This window comes from Pseudomonas sp. lyk4-R2A-10 (assembly GCF_030209075.1).
Taxonomy (GTDB): Bacteria; Pseudomonadota; Gammaproteobacteria; order Pseudomonadales; family Pseudomonadaceae; genus Aquipseudomonas; species Aquipseudomonas glycinae.
On the sequence record NZ_JARVSR010000004.1, the window covers coordinates 80,161 to 94,706 of the forward strand.

Consider the following 14,546-nt stretch of genomic DNA (forward strand, 5'->3'; position numbering starts at 1 on the left):
TCAAGTCCTGGGGTCGAAGGCATCTCGGCAGGCTTCGCCGATGAATACGAGTAGAGAAAGAATCAGCGCCAGGGCAAAAAATGCCGTCAGGCCCAACCACGGTGCTTGCAGATTGTTCTTGCCCTGGCCGATCAACTCGCCCAGCGAAGCGCTGCCGGCAGGCATGCCGAAGCCGAGAAAATCCAGCGCCGACAACGTGGCAATTGCCCCGGTCAGGATGAACGGCAGGTACGTCAAGGTCGCACTCATGGCATTGGGCAGAATGTGCCGCACGATCACCTGTGCATCGCCGACACCCAGCGCCCGCGCCGCTTTCACGTACTCGACCCCCCGGCTGCGCAGGAACTCGGCGCGCACCACGTCCACCAGACTTAGCCAGGAAAACAGCGCCATGATCCCCAGCAACCACCAGAAATTCGGCTCGACGAAGCCCGACAGAATGATCAGCAGATAGAGCACCGGCAGCCCCGACCAGACCTCCAGCAGACGCTGCCCGAGCAAGTCGACCCAACCGCCGTAATACCCCTGCAAGGCACCGGCGGCGATACCGATCAACGCGCTCACCGCCGTCAACGCCAGGGCGAACAACAGCGAGACCCGCGTGCCGAATATCACCCGCGCCAGCACGTCCCGCGCCTGATCGTCGGTGCCCAGCCAGTTTTCGGCGGTGGGCGGGCTCGGGGCCGGTTCAGTGAGGTCGTAGTTAGCCGTGTCGTAGCCGAACGGGATCGGCGCAAACCACATCCGTCCGCCCTGCCCCTCGATCAATTCACGCACCTGGGCGCTGCGGTAGTCGGGCTGGAACGGCAGCTCGCCGCCGAAGTCCTGCTCGGTGTAGCGCTTGAACGCCGGGAAAAACCATTCGCCCTGATACGTCACCAGCAACGGCTTGTCATTGGCGACCAGTTCGCCGCCCAGGCTCAGGCCGAACAGCGCGAGAAACAGCCATAACGACCACCAGCCGCGCCGATGGGCCTTGAACCGCGCCCAGCGGCGCTGTCCGATGGGAGAAAGCGTCGGCATCAGGCAGTCCTCGCGGTGAAGTCGATGCGCGGATCGACCAGCGTGTAACACAGGTCGCCCAACAGTTTTATCAAGAGCCCGAACAGGGTGAAGATGAACAGCGAACCGAACACCACCGGGTAATCCCGCGACACCGCCGCTTCGTAGCTCAGGCGGCCGAGACCGTCGAGGGAGAAGATCACTTCGATCAACAATGAACCGCCGAAAAACACCGTGACCAACGCCTGAGGCAATCCGGCCACCACCAGCAGCATCGCGTTGCGAAACACATGCCCGTACAACACCTGTCGTTCGCTCAGGCCTTTAGCGCGGGCCGTGACCACGTACAGCCGCGAGATCTCGTTGAGGAAGCTGTTCTTGGTCAGGATCGTCAGCGTTGCAAACCCACCGATCACCAACGCGCTGACCGGCAACACCAAATGCCAGAAGTAGTCAGCAACCTTGCCCCACAGCGACAGCTCGACGAAGTTGTCCGAGACCAGCCCTCGCACCGGGAACCAGTCCAGCGCCGTACCGCCGGCGAACACCACGATCAGCAGCAGCGCAAACAGAAATCCCGGCATCGCGTAGCCGATGATGATCGTCGCGCTGCTCCATACATCGAACGCCGAACCGTTGTGCACCGCCTTGCGAATGCCCAGCGGAATCGATACCAGATAAGTGATCAGCGTCGCCCACAATCCCAACGACAAGGTCACCGGCAGCTTCTGCCAGATCAGCTCGGTCACCGACGCACCCCGGAAGAAACTCTTGCCGAAATCCAGTTGCGCATAGCTCTTGAGCATCAGCCACAAGCGCTCGCCGGTGCTTTTATCGAAGCCGTACTGGCGCTCGATCTCGGCCACCAGTTTCGGGTCCAGCCCACGGGTCGCGCGGGACTCGCCGCCAATGCTTTCGACATGACTGGCACCCACCGCCGCACCGACACCGATCCCCTGCAATCGGGCGATGGCTTGTTCGACCGGGCCACCGGGCGCGGCCTGCACGATCACGAAGTTCACCAGCAGAATCGCCAGCAAGGTTGGCACGATCAGCAGCAGACGCCGCAGGCTATAACCCCACATGGGCGGCGTACTCCTTTTGCTGTTGCTGCATTTGCGTCGAGGTCAGCGCGGTCGGACTGATTTCCCACCAGGTGTCGAGGCCGGCGTCGTAAAGCGGCGCAATCGCCGGGCGACCGAAACGGTTCCACCACACCGTGGAAATCCCTGGCGGGTAATAGTTGGGAATCCAGTAATAGCCCCACTGCAACACCCGATCCAGCGCATGGGCGTGGCGCAGAAGGCTCTCGCGATTGTCGGCCTGCACCACGCCTTCAAGCAGCGCATCCACCGCCGGGTCGCGCAGCACCATGTAGTTGTTGGAGCCGGGATCATCAGCGCCGTCGGAGCCGAAATAGTTGAACAGCTCGCGCCCCGGTGCCTGACTCACCGGGTAACCGACCACGATCATGTCGTAGTCGCGGCTGCGTACGCGGTTGGTGTATTGCGCGGTGTCGACCTGACGAATATCGAAGCCGATGCCGATCTGCGCCAGGTTGCGTTTGAACGGCAGCAGCAGACGCTCGAACCCCTTCTGGCCGTTGAGAAAGGTGAATCGCAGCGGATCGCCGGCGGCATTCACCAGTTGATCGCCTCGGGGTTTCCAGCCGGCGGCCTCCAACAGTTTCAGCGCCTGCAACTGTTGCGCGCGGACGTTGCCGCTGCCGTCGGTGCGCGGCGCCTCGAACACTTGACTGAAGACTTCATCGGGAATCTTGCCGCGCCACGGTTCGAGGATTTTCAGCTCTTCGGCATCCGGCAGTTCGGTGGCCGACAACGCACTGTGGGAAAAGAAGCTGCGCTGACGCAGGTACATACTGCGCATCATCTGCCGGTTGCTCCATTCGAAATCCCAGAGCATGGCGATCGCCTGCCGCACCCGGCGATCCTGAAACACCGGCTTCTGCAAGTTGAACGCAAATCCCTGGGCACCTTGCGCGGCGCCGGGTGCGAGGTGTTCGCGCAGCAACTTGCCCTGCTCCAGCGCCGCCCCGGCGTAACCGATGGTGTAACTGGTGGCGGAGAACTCGCGGTTGTAATCGAAGCCACCGGCCTTGAGCACTTGTCGCGACACGTCCGTGTCGGCAAAGAACTCCACGCTCAATTGATCGAAGTTGTAGAGCCCGCGAGTGATCGGCAGATCCCTGCCCCACCAATCCTTGATCCGCTGAAATTTCACGCTGCGCCCGGCGTCCACCGCGCTGACCTTGTACGGCCCGCTGCCCGGCGGAATTTCGAAACCTGCGCCATCGGCGAAATTGCGTGTACGCCACCAGTGCTCGGGCAGCACCGGCAACGTCGCCAGATCCAGCGGCAAGGTCCGACTCTCGTTGTTCTTGAACACGAAACGCACCTGGGTCGGCGACTCGACCTGCACCTCGGCGACATCGCGAAACTGTTGGCGATATTTGAGGCTGCCCTGAGTGGTGAACAGCTCGAAGGTGTAGCGCACGTCTTCAGCGGTGATCGGCGTGCCGTCCTCGAACCGAGCCTTGGGGTTCAGGTAAAAGCGCAGCCAGCGCCGGTCCGCGTCCAGCTCCATCCGGTGGGCGACCAGACCGTAGACACTGTAAGGCTCGTCCTTGCTGCGATAGGCCAGCGGCGCGTAGAGCCAGCCGTCTATGTCGGCAACGCCGGTGCCTTTGTCGATGTAGGGAATCAGGTGATCGAACGGGCCGCTCTCCAGCGAAGAGCGGCGCAAGGTTCCACCCTTGGGGGAGTCGGGGTTGGCGTAGGCCAGGTGCTGGAAGTCCGGGGCGTATTTCGGGGCTTCGCCGTAGACCGTGAGGGCGTGTTGGGGCGCCGCGAACAGCACCGGGCTCAGCGACAGACCGACGCTGAACAGAATGACTCTGGAAAACATGGGCAGATCCTTTCACCACGTGCCTGCCTGATGGTGAAGTGCAACAGGCCGGGCCTTTTTATAGGGCGGGGGTTAGAACGATGTGTTACTAAAACCCGCCCCGACCTATCTTTCTCAGAACTTGTAATTGATCCGCGTGTACAGCGTGCGGCCAAACGGGTCGCCGTATTTCGGGTCGTAGCCGCTCTGGAACGTGTAGGTCTGGTTGCTGAATGGCGGCTCGCGGTCGAACAGGTTTTTCACCCCGAGGGTCACCGCCAGGGTCTTACGCCAGGTGTAGGTGCCGGCCACGTCCCAGACGTTGTACGAGCCGACGTAATCGTGAGTCTCGCGATCCGAGTCGTGGTAACCGCTGGTGTAGCGGTTGGTCAGGCTGGCACCGAACGGACCGTAGTTCCAGCTGCCGGTCAGGCTGTGACGCCAACGGGCCACGGCGCCGGCCGAGGCAAAGTCGCCGCCACGAAAATCGCCGAGCTTGTCGATGTAGTCGCCCTTGAGCTGCTGCTGATAGTCGTAACGGGTGACGTAAGTGCCTTGCAGACCGATGCCGAAATCGCCGTACGGTGTGCTCGGCAGGCGATAGTCGAAGCTCACGTCGACGCCGTTGGTCTTGATCTTGCCGAGGTTGGCCAGGCCGGTGACGATGTGATCGATGGAGCCATCAGGCTTGCGGATCAGGCGCTCCGGGTACAGCTCCGGGTTCTCGAACACCGCCGATTCGGGGAATTCGGCGATCTGGTTGGCGATGTCAATCCACCAGAAATCCAGCCCGGTGGTCAGTCGATCAAACGGCTGATAAACGAAACCGAGGGTGACGTTGCGTGCGGTTTCCGGGCTCAGGTCGGTGTTGCCGCCGGAGGTGCGATTGAACTGCTGGGCGCAGTCGCGGTTGGCGATCCCGCCGTTGCTCGGGTTGCCACCGGCGCACAGGCGCGGGTCGTTGTAGTTGGCATTGGTGAACGAGGTAAACGTCGGGTTGTACAACTCATAAAGCGACGGCGCACGGAAGCCTTCACTGTAGGCACCACGCACCACCAGCTCCTTGAACGGCTGGAAGCGGAACGAGTATTTCGGGTTGGTGGTGCTGCCAAAGTCGCTGTATTTGTCGTGGCGCACGGCGGCGGATAATTCAAGGCTGTCGAACACCGGCACGTTGACCTCGGCGTACTGGGCCGAGACGCTGCGATCCCCTTTTACGCTGCCATTGGGATCAACACCCAGGCTCTGCACGTCGCCGGCAAACGCGGCGAAATCCTGGTGGAAATCTTCCTTGCGGTATTCACCGCCCAGCGCCAGCGCCGAAGGCCCTGCACCGAACCAGTCGCCGATCTCGCGGCTGATGCGCCCGTCAATCGCCTTGACCCGGCCCACTGCCGTTGCGTAATCGCCGTCTACCTCATTGTCCGCTAACAATGCTGAACCGGCAGCCGTCTGCGGACCGAACGGGTTGATCACACCGTTGGCGATGCCCTGGCTGACGGCACGGTCGTTCACGTAACCGCTGCGAATCGTGTTGACCACCTTGTTCTGGTTGTACGACGCGCCGAGGTTGTAATCCCACCCCACCAGCGTGCCATCGAAGCTCAACAGCAGGCGCTGACCCGTGTTGTCATCTTCATGCTGCCGGGCACCGACGGCAGTTTCACGCCAATTCACGTCCACCGGTTGCGTCGGGTCGAGGGCGAAACCGCTCGGGCCGGGCGTAATGCCGTTACCCGGATAGAACGCCGTGCCAGGATTGACCTGATTGCCCATCAAAGTGCCGGGGCCGATCTGCGTCCGGTTTTCGTTGCGCGCCCAGAAGTATTCGAGGCTGACGTTGTGATCATCCGACAGCTTGCCGGTGGCCTTGGCGAACGCGGAGGTCTTTTCGGTTTCCGGCACCAGATCCAGGTAATTCCACAGGCTCTGGCGGCAGATGCCGTTGCGTGACAACAGCCCCGGCGCATTGCAACCGGAACCGGCCAGCGGGTTGGTGGCGTTACTGCCCTGGCTCCAGTTGGCGGGCGATGCCGTGCCGGAGGTGTAATCGAGTCCGCGTCCCGGCTGGTAGTTATAGGTGTAGCCGCGATCGTCGGCCGCCAGGCGATTCTGCTTGTCGTAGCTCACCACGCCGAAAACGTTGAAGCGATCGTCCTGCAAATCACCAAAACCCCAGCTGCCGCTGAAGTTGCGGCTTTCACCGCCACCGGAATGGGTCGGCGTATCGTAATTGGTGCTGATCTGGCCTTCGGTGAGGCTGGTCTTGGTGATGAAGTTGATCACCCCACCGATGGCATCGGTGCCATACAACGCCGAGGCGCCGTCGCGCAGCACCTCCACCCGGTCGATGGCGGCGAACGGGATGGTGTTGAGGTCGACGCCAGAGCCATTGATCGCATTGGTCGCGTTGTTGCTCAGACGCCGACCGTTGAGCAGCACCAAAGTCTTGTTCGGGCCGATGCCACGCAAGTCCGCATAAGACGCGCCGCCGCTGGAAGAACCCACCGAACGCCCGGAGCCTACGGACGACTGGTTGGCAGAGATACGGCTGACCAGCTCTTCAGTCGTTGTCACACCTTGCTTCTGCAGTTCTTCCACCCGAAGGATGGTCACCGGCACTGCCGTTTCGGCATCGACCCGGCGAATCGCGGTGCCGGTGACTTCGATCCGTTGCAACTGGGTGGTCGGTTCTGTCGCACTGCTGTCGGCAGCAATCGCCGGCAATGTGTTGATCGCCAGCAGCAAGGCCAGGCTCAAAGGGGATTTAACGGGTGAAAAATGGATCATGAACAGCCATCCCTGCGTTTTGGTTTATGCAGGGATGTGCGATGGCGGATGACGATTTATAGGGCGCGATTTAGACCGTTGGGTGCTGAGGTTATGCAAAATGCGGCATGACGCTTCATCAGACTAACGCCATTTCCGCGAGTAAGCGGGTATCGAGGCCGAACCGCTCCTGCGAGACCATCCTGAACTGCCCTTCTGCCAGGTCGCAGCTCACCAGCAAGTTCCACGAATGGCGGGTTGCCGCCGACGGAATCAATACAAACGGGTGCTCGGCCAGCAACGCGTCGGCGAACAATTGCTGATTGGGTGAAGGCTGTGCAGGGCTCAGCCAGTAAGGGTTCGGCACCTCTTCGGGCTGCACGATTTTCACCTTCGCGTCGCTGATGACCTCAAAGCACGTCAATACATAAGGTTCGCGGTCCAGGGCATCAAAACTGCGGTTGGCTGCCACCTCCAGAATGGCCGAGGAAGGATCGACTGAGGCGTAGACGACGCGTCGTCCGGGTATATTCCAGCGACCGCCTTTCAACTTCGATCCAATCCCGCTGTCCCACGTGCCTCCGTAAACCTCGGGATCCAGCCGCCAGGCATACCAATGCTTGTCCCACGGCAAGGGGTTCATGGGTAAACCCCGTAGATAAGCTGCTGCAAATACTGCTCGACCATCTGAAAACCCAATGGATGCAGGGTCAACTCCAGCGGCACATGACCGTGAAAATAGGTAGAGGGTTTCTGCAGCCAATCCTCCGCCCGTGGTTGCCCCCCGAAGGCCCGAATGGCCAACTCCAGCACCAACGCATATTGGTAGGCGATGACACTCTGCTGCGGGTCAAGTCGTACCGGTTTTCCTTCCTTCAGCAGCCGCCGAACCGTTCTGACCGACTTGCCAGTGATGAGTTTGACCACGTCGCCTTGCTGGTAAAGCTCGGAGGTTGAAAGCATGTCGACGACGTCGTTCAACTCGAAACCTTCATCGGTAAGGTGAACAATCAGCAGGGCGTCATCACCGATGTTCCGGCCATGCACGAGCAATTCGACAGGTTTGCCCTCAACCTTCTTCAAGCCCGCCAACCGGGTTACTTTTGCGCTGGGCAACGCGACATCCTCCATGGGGCACCTGGCACGGTCATCGCGCCACTGTTGGCGTGCGGAATAAGCCGGCGTTTCGTATTCGAGGTGTGCAGTTCGCATGATCAATCCATTATCAGAGGCCTGAGTAATCAGGCCGTTAACGACTTCAATGTCATCGCCGATGCTATAGATCACGCTTCCGACGACCAACCTGAAAAAGTCGTCGGAAATATCCCTGCTTTCACATGAAACCCGGCAACTTCCGTAGGACGTTGTCGGGCGTCATTACGTATTCAACTCCCGAAGTGATAACTCACATCCAGCCACCACTGGCGCCCGTACGGGTCGTAGTTACCGGTCGGGTAATAAGGCCACCCCGCCGAGTCGTCATGCTTGACCTGGTTGAGCACGTTGTTCACGGTCAGCCCGACGCTTGCCCGGTCGTTGAGCTTGTAGCGTGCACTGGCGTTGAACACCGTCCACGGCGACAGACGCCCGTCGCCCGCGCCGTTGGTGACCGAGCCGTAGCGAATCCCCATCAATGTTGCCGTGGCCTTCTGGTAATCCCAGGTCAGGCTGGCGTTGACCTTGCTGCGCCAGTCGTAGTTGGTACGCGAGGTGCGCCAGTCCTGGGTCGGGGCTTCGTCCGATTCCTTGTAGTAATGCGAGAGCACCAGGGTGTAGCCCAGCGCCGAACTGAACGCACCGTACTGCCCGGCGCCCCAGCGGATGTTGCTCTTGAAGTCCAGGCCACTGACCCGCTCGCTGGCGGCGTTGATCGCATTCACCCGCACCCGCTGCAACTGATTGGGATCGACGGCCGCATTGCCGGGATTGCGATCGACCCGCGCCAGGGTCGACTGGCAGTTGGCCGAGTTGATGTCCTGGGTGCCATTGCGGCATTCGTTCTCTTGCTGCAGCAGACGGTTTTCGTCGACGGTGGTCAGAAGGTCATCGATCTCGACTCGCCAGAAATCCGTCGAGAAGTCAAAGTTGCGCGACGGTGACCAGACGAAACCGTAGGTCCAGGATTTGCCGCGTTCGGATTCCAGATCCGCCGTGCCGCTCTGGGTGTAATCGACCCGCCCGCGATCACAGGCGCCCTCCACGCCCTGGCTGCAACCGTAATAGTCGATCTGCGCCGGGTAGTAGCCGTTGCTGTCGGACTGATAGATGTAGTTCAGGTCCGGGGCGCGGAAACTGGTGCCGTAGCTGCCGCGCACCAACAGGCTGGTTACCGGCCGCCATTCCAGGCCAAGGTTGTAGGTCTTCTGCTGCTCGGTGCGGCCGCTGAATTTGTATTGGTCCCAGCGCCCTGCCGCTGTCGCCAGCACCGTGTCGGTGACCGGAATGCTGAACTCGCCACCGGCCGCATAACGCTTGCGCGAGCCGCCGGAGCTTTGCGCAGGCGTCACGCCATAGAAACTGCCGTCGTTGAGGCTGTCATCCGGGTCGATACGATATTCCTGCTTGCCCGCCTCCAGCACGCCGGCGAATCCCACCGGACCGGCGGGCAGGTCAAACAACTCGCCGTTGACCGACGCGTTGTAACTGGTGGAAACCGACTTGCTGTTCTGCGTCAGGTTGCCGCGAAACTGCTCCCACTCCAGGGTTGTCAGTGGCCGGTCGAGGCGCGAAGCATCCGGCGCGAACACCGGATAACCGTCGCGGGTGCCCAGCTGCGGGCCGAGGTAGAAATCCTGGATCGACGAAAGCGGCGTGTAACGCGTGGTGCGCACGCTTTTATATTCAGACCGGTTGGCTGCCAGTTCATAGTTCCACCCGGTGTCGGCGATCTTGTCCGAGAGGCCCAAGGTGCCGGTCCATGAGGTATCGCGCCACTTGCTGTTGTTGCTGGTGCGTCCGCCGATTTCCTCTTCGCCGAAGCGGCGGTACCAGCGCTCCAGATTGCCGCTGTTCTGGTTGATGAAGTCCGGCGAGGTGAAGCTCGGGCCGCGTGTGTTGTTCTGGATGTGATCGAGGCCGTACATCAGGTCGGCGAAGACCTGACCACTGTCGCTGAAATGCCAGGTGCCACGGGTGTAGCCGTCGTAGTTTTCCTTTTGCGTCTGCACCGTCCAGTAATCGTTGTACATCTGGTCGGTGCGGCAACGTCCGCCGCTGTTGAACAGTTTGTTGTCGAACGTGCCCTGATAGGCGCCGCAGCCGGGTCCCAGATAGCGGTTGTTGGTCAGGTCGCGCCGGTAGCCGACATCCGCCAGGGGCCCGCTCTGCATGAAGCCGCGATCATCGGCCCAGATCGGATCGCGGTGGGTCAGTTCGAGTCCGAACAAACCGTCGAAGTCGCCCCAACTGCCGCCGCCGCTGATCTGCAAGCGCTGGTTGTCACCGCCGCCGCGCTCGCTGGTGCCGCCCTTGAGATTGACGTCGACGCCATTCATTTTGTCTTTGAGGATGATGTTCACTACCCCGGCAATCGCGTCAGAACCGTAGATCGCCGAGGCGCCGCTGCTGAGCACTTCGATGCGCTCGATGATCGCCGATGGAATGTTCGCCAGGTTGGTGAAGTTGACCTTGCCGTCATACGGCGTCGGGTAATCGGCGACCCGCCGGCCGTTGATCAGCACCAGCGTGTGATTGGGACCGAGGCCGCGCAGGTTGAGTGCGCTGGCGGCCGGTTGCCAGGTGTTGCCGTAGTCTTCGCCCTGGGTCATGCCGGTGTTCTGGGTTTGCGTGGCGAGGGCGTCGTAGACGTTCTTGTAGCCGCGCGCTTCCATTTCTTCGTGGGTGATGACATTGACCGGGGTCGCACCATCGCTCTGGGCGCGGGCGATGCGCGAGCCGGTGACGGTGACTTTTTCCATGCGGTAATCGGCGCTGCTGGCGGGCGCCACAGCGGCGGCTTTCACGGGCGCGGCGTTCGGCGCATCGGCCTGACGAATGCTCAGACCCTGAGTGCCCTGCTCGACTTGCAGACCACTGCCGAGCAAGGCCTTCTCCACCGCCTGGCGGCCACCCAATGCGCCGCGCACCGCACTGCTGCGCTTGCCCTGAACCAGATTCTGACTGAAGGAAATCGGCACGCCAGTCTGGCGCGAGATGTCCAGCAGCACCTCGTCCAGGGCCCCGGCGGCAATGTCGAAGGTAAACACCTGTGTGGCGGCGTCTTGTGCCAGAACGGAGGCCGGGACAATGCCCGTCGCCAACAAGATGGCCAGTGTCAGGCGGGATAATTGTTGTTTGAATGAGAACATCGAGGGGCTTCCCTGTTGAAGGCGTCTGCAGGGAATGAGCAGCGGGCCGGCGCTTTTTATAGGGGGACGGATAGACCGGGAAGTTATGGATTTATAACCGCGCTTCAATGCTGACCCAGTACGGGTTGTGCCAGGTGACACGGATCGGCAGCGAACGCTCCAGCAGTTGCAGGGTGCGGTCGCTATCGTCCAGTGGATAGAGACCGCTGAGACGCAGACCGGCAACCTCCGGGCTCAAGTGCAGGATGCCTCGACGGTAGCTGCGCAGGCTGTCGATGACTTCGCTCAAGGGGCGATCGCGCACTTCAAGCCGCCCTTGGACCCAGGCACTTTCCTGCCCGTTGCCGGGTTCCAGCGCGAGGATTTCCTGAGCGTTGAACAGCAGACTTTCGCCCGCCTCCACCACTTGCCGCGCGCCGCTGGCGGTGACCACTTCGACTTGCGAATGCAACATCACCAGCCGAGTCGAATCCTCACCGCGCTGCACCAGGAATTTGGTCCCGAGCGCACGCATCCGCCCATGCTCGGTTTCGACCACAAACGGCCGGGCAAGATTTTTCGCCACATCGATCAGCAGTTCACCGCTGCGCAAGTCCAGCAAACGCTCGATGTTGTTGAAGCGTGGTACCACACGGCTGCGGGCATTGAGGGTCAGAGCGCTGCCATCCGCCAGCGTGAATTCCCGACGCTCGCCGGTACCGGTCGACAACTCGCCGGCCTCGGGCAACCAGCCATAACGTCGACCGAGCAAACCGGCCAGCACCGCGATACCGAGAACGCTCAAACTGCCGCTGAGGAATCGACGGCGACTGGACGGCGCATTCAGGCTGTGCAACACACTCTCACGCGGCAAGCCGCGCAGGTTCGCATGACGCAACAGGTTCAGCCCGCCACCCATTTGTTCGATGATCTGCTGATGCCGTGAATCCGCCGTGCGCCAGGCGTCGAAGGCGGCGCGCTCCTGCAGGCTGACGTGCCCCGATTGCAGCAGCGCCATCCATTGCGCCGCTTCGTCGATCAGCGTTTCGTCCGGCCTCATGCCTGCATCGCCTGATAGCAACGCTTGAACGCCTCGACCATGTATTGCTGCACGCGGCTGGTGGACACGCCGAGGCGTTCGCCGATTTCGCTGTAGGTCAGGCCGTCGAGTTGGTGGTAGAGAAACGCCGCCTTGGCCTTGGCCGACAGGCCGTTGAGCAAGCGATCCACCGCCAGCAGCGTTTCGATCACCAATTCCCGTTCCTCGGGCGACGGATGCACCGGTTCCGGCGCCAGCGCCAGGCTTTGCAGATAAGCGCGCTCCAGATCCTGCCGGCGCCAGCCTTCATAGACCAGCCGCCGGGCAATCGTGGTCAACAGCGCGCGGGGTTCGCGGATTGCCAGCGGATCGGGCAGCGCCAATACCCGAAGAAAGGTTTCCGAAGCAATGTCCTGTGCGCTGTGCGGGCAACCGAGCGTACGGCTGACCGCCGCGCACAGCCATCGGTAGTCCTTTTGGAACATCTGCCCGATGACCTGGTAATGCGGGTTGTGACTCCCCATGCGTTACTCCCTGAAAACGGGTTCCACCCGCTGCGAAAATCCATGGATACGCCGGGATCTTCCGGCGGTGATCAGGGATGCGACTGTGCAATAGCGCCTGAGACATTTGAAGTAATAAAAAATCAGGATCAGCAAACCTTTGAGAATAAGGCACGTCGTCGCCACGGCAATATTGGCTGACACAACGTTGATCTCGATCAGTGGCGCGAGCCACGCCAGTCACTAACCTTGCGCCTCCATCGATAGCCACGGACGGCTCACAGGGAGCCTGCGGCTGACCTTTCAAGGAAGAACAATCATGCGATCACTCAACATCATTCTTTTGTCGTCGGCGTTCAACGGCCTGACTCAGCGTGCATGGCTGGACCTGCGCCAGGCCGGGCACTCGCCGAGCGTGGTGCTGTTCACCGACGAAGCCGCCGTGTGCGAACAGATTGAAAACAGCGGTGCCGACCTGGTGATCTGCCCGTTCCTCAAGGACCGTGTGCCCCACGCACTGTGGAGCAATCCGCAGCGCCCGGTCGTCATCATCCACCCCGGCATCGTCGGCGATCGCGGTGCCAGCGCACTGGATTGGGCGATCATGTGCGAGCTGCCGTCCTGGGGCGTGACCGCCCTGCAAGCGGTGGAAGAAATGGATGCCGGCCCGGTCTGGGCCACCTGCGAATTCAACCTGCCAACGGGGCTGCGCAAATCCGAGCTGTACAACGGCCGGGTCAGCGACGCGGCGATCTGTTGCATCCGTGAAGTGGTGGAGAAATTCATCGACGGCTTCGTGCCGGTGGCGCTGGACTACAGCGATCCAAAGGTCCGCGGGCGTTTGCAGCCGAACATGAAACAGGACGACCGCACCTTCAGCTGGCATGACTGCTCGCGCTTCATCAAGCGCTGCATCGATGCGGCGGACGGCCAGCCCGGTGTGCTCGCCAGTCTTGCCGGCGGGCAGTACTACGTATACGACGCGCACCTCGATCAGCGCACCGGCATGCCCGGCGAAATTCTGGCGGTACACGACGACGCGGTGCTGGTGGCGACCGGTGATCACAGCCTGTGGATCGGCTCGCTGCGACGCAAACCGCAACCGGGCGAGGAAACCTTCAAGCGTCCGGCGCGGCATGTACTGGCCGGGCAACTGGCGCACGTGCCGGTGCTGGACTGGTCGATTGCCAACGCGCCGTTCAGCGACGAGCCGTATCAGCCGATCCGCTATCGCGAGTCCGGCCAGGTCGGCGAGCTGACGCTGGAGTTCTACAACGGCGCCATGAGCACCGAACAATGCCGGCGCATGGTCGAGGCGTTGCGCTGGGCCAAGTCCCGCGACACGCACGTACTGTTGATCAAGGGCGGGCGCGGCAGTTTTTCCAACGGCGTGCACCTGAACGTGATTCAGGCTGCAGAAGATCCAGGCGCCGAAGCCTGGGCCAATATCCAGGCCATCGATGATGTGTGCGAAGAATTGCTCAGCGCGCGGCAACTGGTGGTCAGCGGCGTTACCGGCAATGCCGGGGCCGGTGGCGTGATGCTCGCTCTGGCGGCTGACATCGTGTTTGCCCGCGCCGATATCGTGCTCAATCCGCACTACAAGAGCATGGGGCTGTACGGCTCGGAATACTGGACTTACAGCCTGCCCCGCGCCGTCGGCCCGGCCATGGCGGAACAACTGACTCAAGCCTGTCTGCCGGTCAGCGCTGCGCAGGCGCTGCAACTGGGCATGGTCCAGGAAATCGGCCCGCGCTGCCCGGACGAGTTCTCGCTGTGGCTGCTGCAACGTGCCAACAGTGTGCTGAGCGATCCCACTTATGCGGCGGTGCGGGAGCGCAAGTTGCGGGTCGATCATGTGTTGATTCGTCAGTGCCGCGAGGCGGAGTTGCAGGAGATGCAGGAAGACATGCTGTACAACCGCAATCAGTTTGCCGAGAAGTGCCGGAGTTTTGTTTACAAGCGCAAGACTTGCTGCACGCCGGCGCGGTTGGTGGAGGATTGGGCTCGGGTGCGTGAAGTCGAAGTGGCTGACTGAACAAT

Annotated in this window: 10 protein-coding genes; 1 reads left to right on the plus strand and 9 read right to left on the minus strand. The window is 61.6% G+C overall.

Going from position 1 to position 14,546, the window contains the following annotated elements:
• The 9 genes from QRN46_RS07915 to QRN46_RS07955 all read right to left on the minus strand — a co-directional run bounded on the left by QRN46_RS07915 (position 1) and on the right by QRN46_RS07955 (position 12,524).
• A complete protein-coding gene (locus QRN46_RS07915; RefSeq protein ID WP_285354482.1) occupies positions 1 to 1,023 on the minus strand; it encodes an ABC transporter permease in 1,023 nt (340 codons plus the stop codon).
• Positions 1,023 to 2,087 carry a microcin C ABC transporter permease YejB gene (locus QRN46_RS07920; protein WP_011334503.1) on the minus strand — a complete coding sequence of 355 codons (1,065 nt, stop codon included), beginning with the start codon at positions 2,085 to 2,087 and terminating at the stop codon, positions 1,023 to 1,025. Before QRN46_RS07920 ends, QRN46_RS07915 begins: the two co-directional genes overlap by 1 nt.
• The gene (locus tag QRN46_RS07925; RefSeq protein WP_011334504.1) at positions 2,074 to 3,927 is read right to left on the minus strand and encodes an extracellular solute-binding protein; all 1,854 of its coding nucleotides are present in this window, start codon (positions 3,925 to 3,927) and stop codon (positions 2,074 to 2,076) included. Before QRN46_RS07925 ends, QRN46_RS07920 begins: the two co-directional genes overlap by 14 nt.
• A gap of 114 nt (positions 3,928 to 4,041) precedes the next feature.
• Positions 4,042 to 6,696 (minus strand): TonB-dependent receptor, encoded by a 2,655-nt coding sequence (locus tag QRN46_RS07930; RefSeq protein WP_011334505.1) that lies wholly within the window; start codon positions 6,694 to 6,696, stop codon positions 4,042 to 4,044.
• 118 nt (positions 6,697 to 6,814) lie between these two features.
• Positions 6,815 to 7,318, minus strand: coding sequence for an RES family NAD+ phosphorylase (locus QRN46_RS07935; RefSeq protein ID WP_011334506.1), 504 nt, complete (start codon positions 7,316 to 7,318; stop codon positions 6,815 to 6,817).
• The gene (locus QRN46_RS07940; protein ID WP_011334507.1) at positions 7,315 to 7,806 is read right to left on the minus strand and encodes an antitoxin Xre/MbcA/ParS toxin-binding domain-containing protein; all 492 of its coding nucleotides are present in this window, start codon (positions 7,804 to 7,806) and stop codon (positions 7,315 to 7,317) included. Before QRN46_RS07940 ends, QRN46_RS07935 begins: the two co-directional genes overlap by 4 nt.
• Before the next feature lie 254 nt (positions 7,807 to 8,060).
• On the minus strand, positions 8,061 to 10,982 hold the full coding sequence (locus tag QRN46_RS07945) for a TonB-dependent receptor (protein ID WP_011334508.1): 2,922 nt from the start codon (positions 10,980 to 10,982) through the stop codon (positions 8,061 to 8,063).
• A 91-nt stretch (positions 10,983 to 11,073) separates the two neighbouring features.
• Positions 11,074 to 12,021 (minus strand): FecR domain-containing protein, encoded by a 948-nt coding sequence (locus QRN46_RS07950; RefSeq protein WP_011334509.1) that lies wholly within the window; start codon positions 12,019 to 12,021, stop codon positions 11,074 to 11,076.
• Positions 12,018 to 12,524 carry a sigma-70 family RNA polymerase sigma factor gene (locus QRN46_RS07955; protein ID WP_011334510.1) on the minus strand — a complete coding sequence of 169 codons (507 nt, stop codon included), beginning with the start codon at positions 12,522 to 12,524 and terminating at the stop codon, positions 12,018 to 12,020. Before QRN46_RS07955 ends, QRN46_RS07950 begins: the two co-directional genes overlap by 4 nt.
• Before the next feature lie 298 nt (positions 12,525 to 12,822).
• Between QRN46_RS07955 and QRN46_RS07960 the strand changes: the two genes are divergently transcribed.
• Positions 12,823 to 14,541, plus strand: a complete 1,719-nt coding sequence (locus QRN46_RS07960) for a hydrogenase maturation protein (protein WP_285354483.1) — start codon at positions 12,823 to 12,825, stop codon at positions 14,539 to 14,541.
• Positions 14,542 to 14,546 lie beyond the last annotated feature (5 nt).

Coding starts and splice junctions, on each gene's coding strand:
- QRN46_RS07915 (WP_285354482.1), bottom strand. CDS start 1,023: ATGCCGACGCTTTCTCCCATCGGACAGCGCCGCTGGGCGCGGTTCAAG.
- QRN46_RS07920 (WP_011334503.1), bottom strand. CDS start 2,087: ATGTGGGGTTATAGCCTGCGGCGTCTGCTGCTGATCGTGCCAACCTTG.
- QRN46_RS07925 (WP_011334504.1), bottom strand. CDS start 3,927: ATGTTTTCCAGAGTCATTCTGTTCAGCGTCGGTCTGTCGCTGAGCCCG.
- QRN46_RS07930 (WP_011334505.1), bottom strand. CDS start 6,696: ATGATCCATTTTTCACCCGTTAAATCCCCTTTGAGCCTGGCCTTGCTG.
- QRN46_RS07935 (WP_011334506.1), bottom strand. CDS start 7,318: ATGAACCCCTTGCCGTGGGACAAGCATTGGTATGCCTGGCGGCTGGAT.
- QRN46_RS07940 (WP_011334507.1), bottom strand. CDS start 7,806: ATGGAGGATGTCGCGTTGCCCAGCGCAAAAGTAACCCGGTTGGCGGGC.
- QRN46_RS07945 (WP_011334508.1), bottom strand. CDS start 10,982: ATGTTCTCATTCAAACAACAATTATCCCGCCTGACACTGGCCATCTTG.
- QRN46_RS07950 (WP_011334509.1), bottom strand. CDS start 12,021: ATGAGGCCGGACGAAACGCTGATCGACGAAGCGGCGCAATGGATGGCG.
- QRN46_RS07955 (WP_011334510.1), bottom strand. CDS start 12,524: ATGGGGAGTCACAACCCGCATTACCAGGTCATCGGGCAGATGTTCCAA.
- QRN46_RS07960 (WP_285354483.1), top strand. CDS start 12,823: ATGCGATCACTCAACATCATTCTTTTGTCGTCGGCGTTCAACGGCCTG.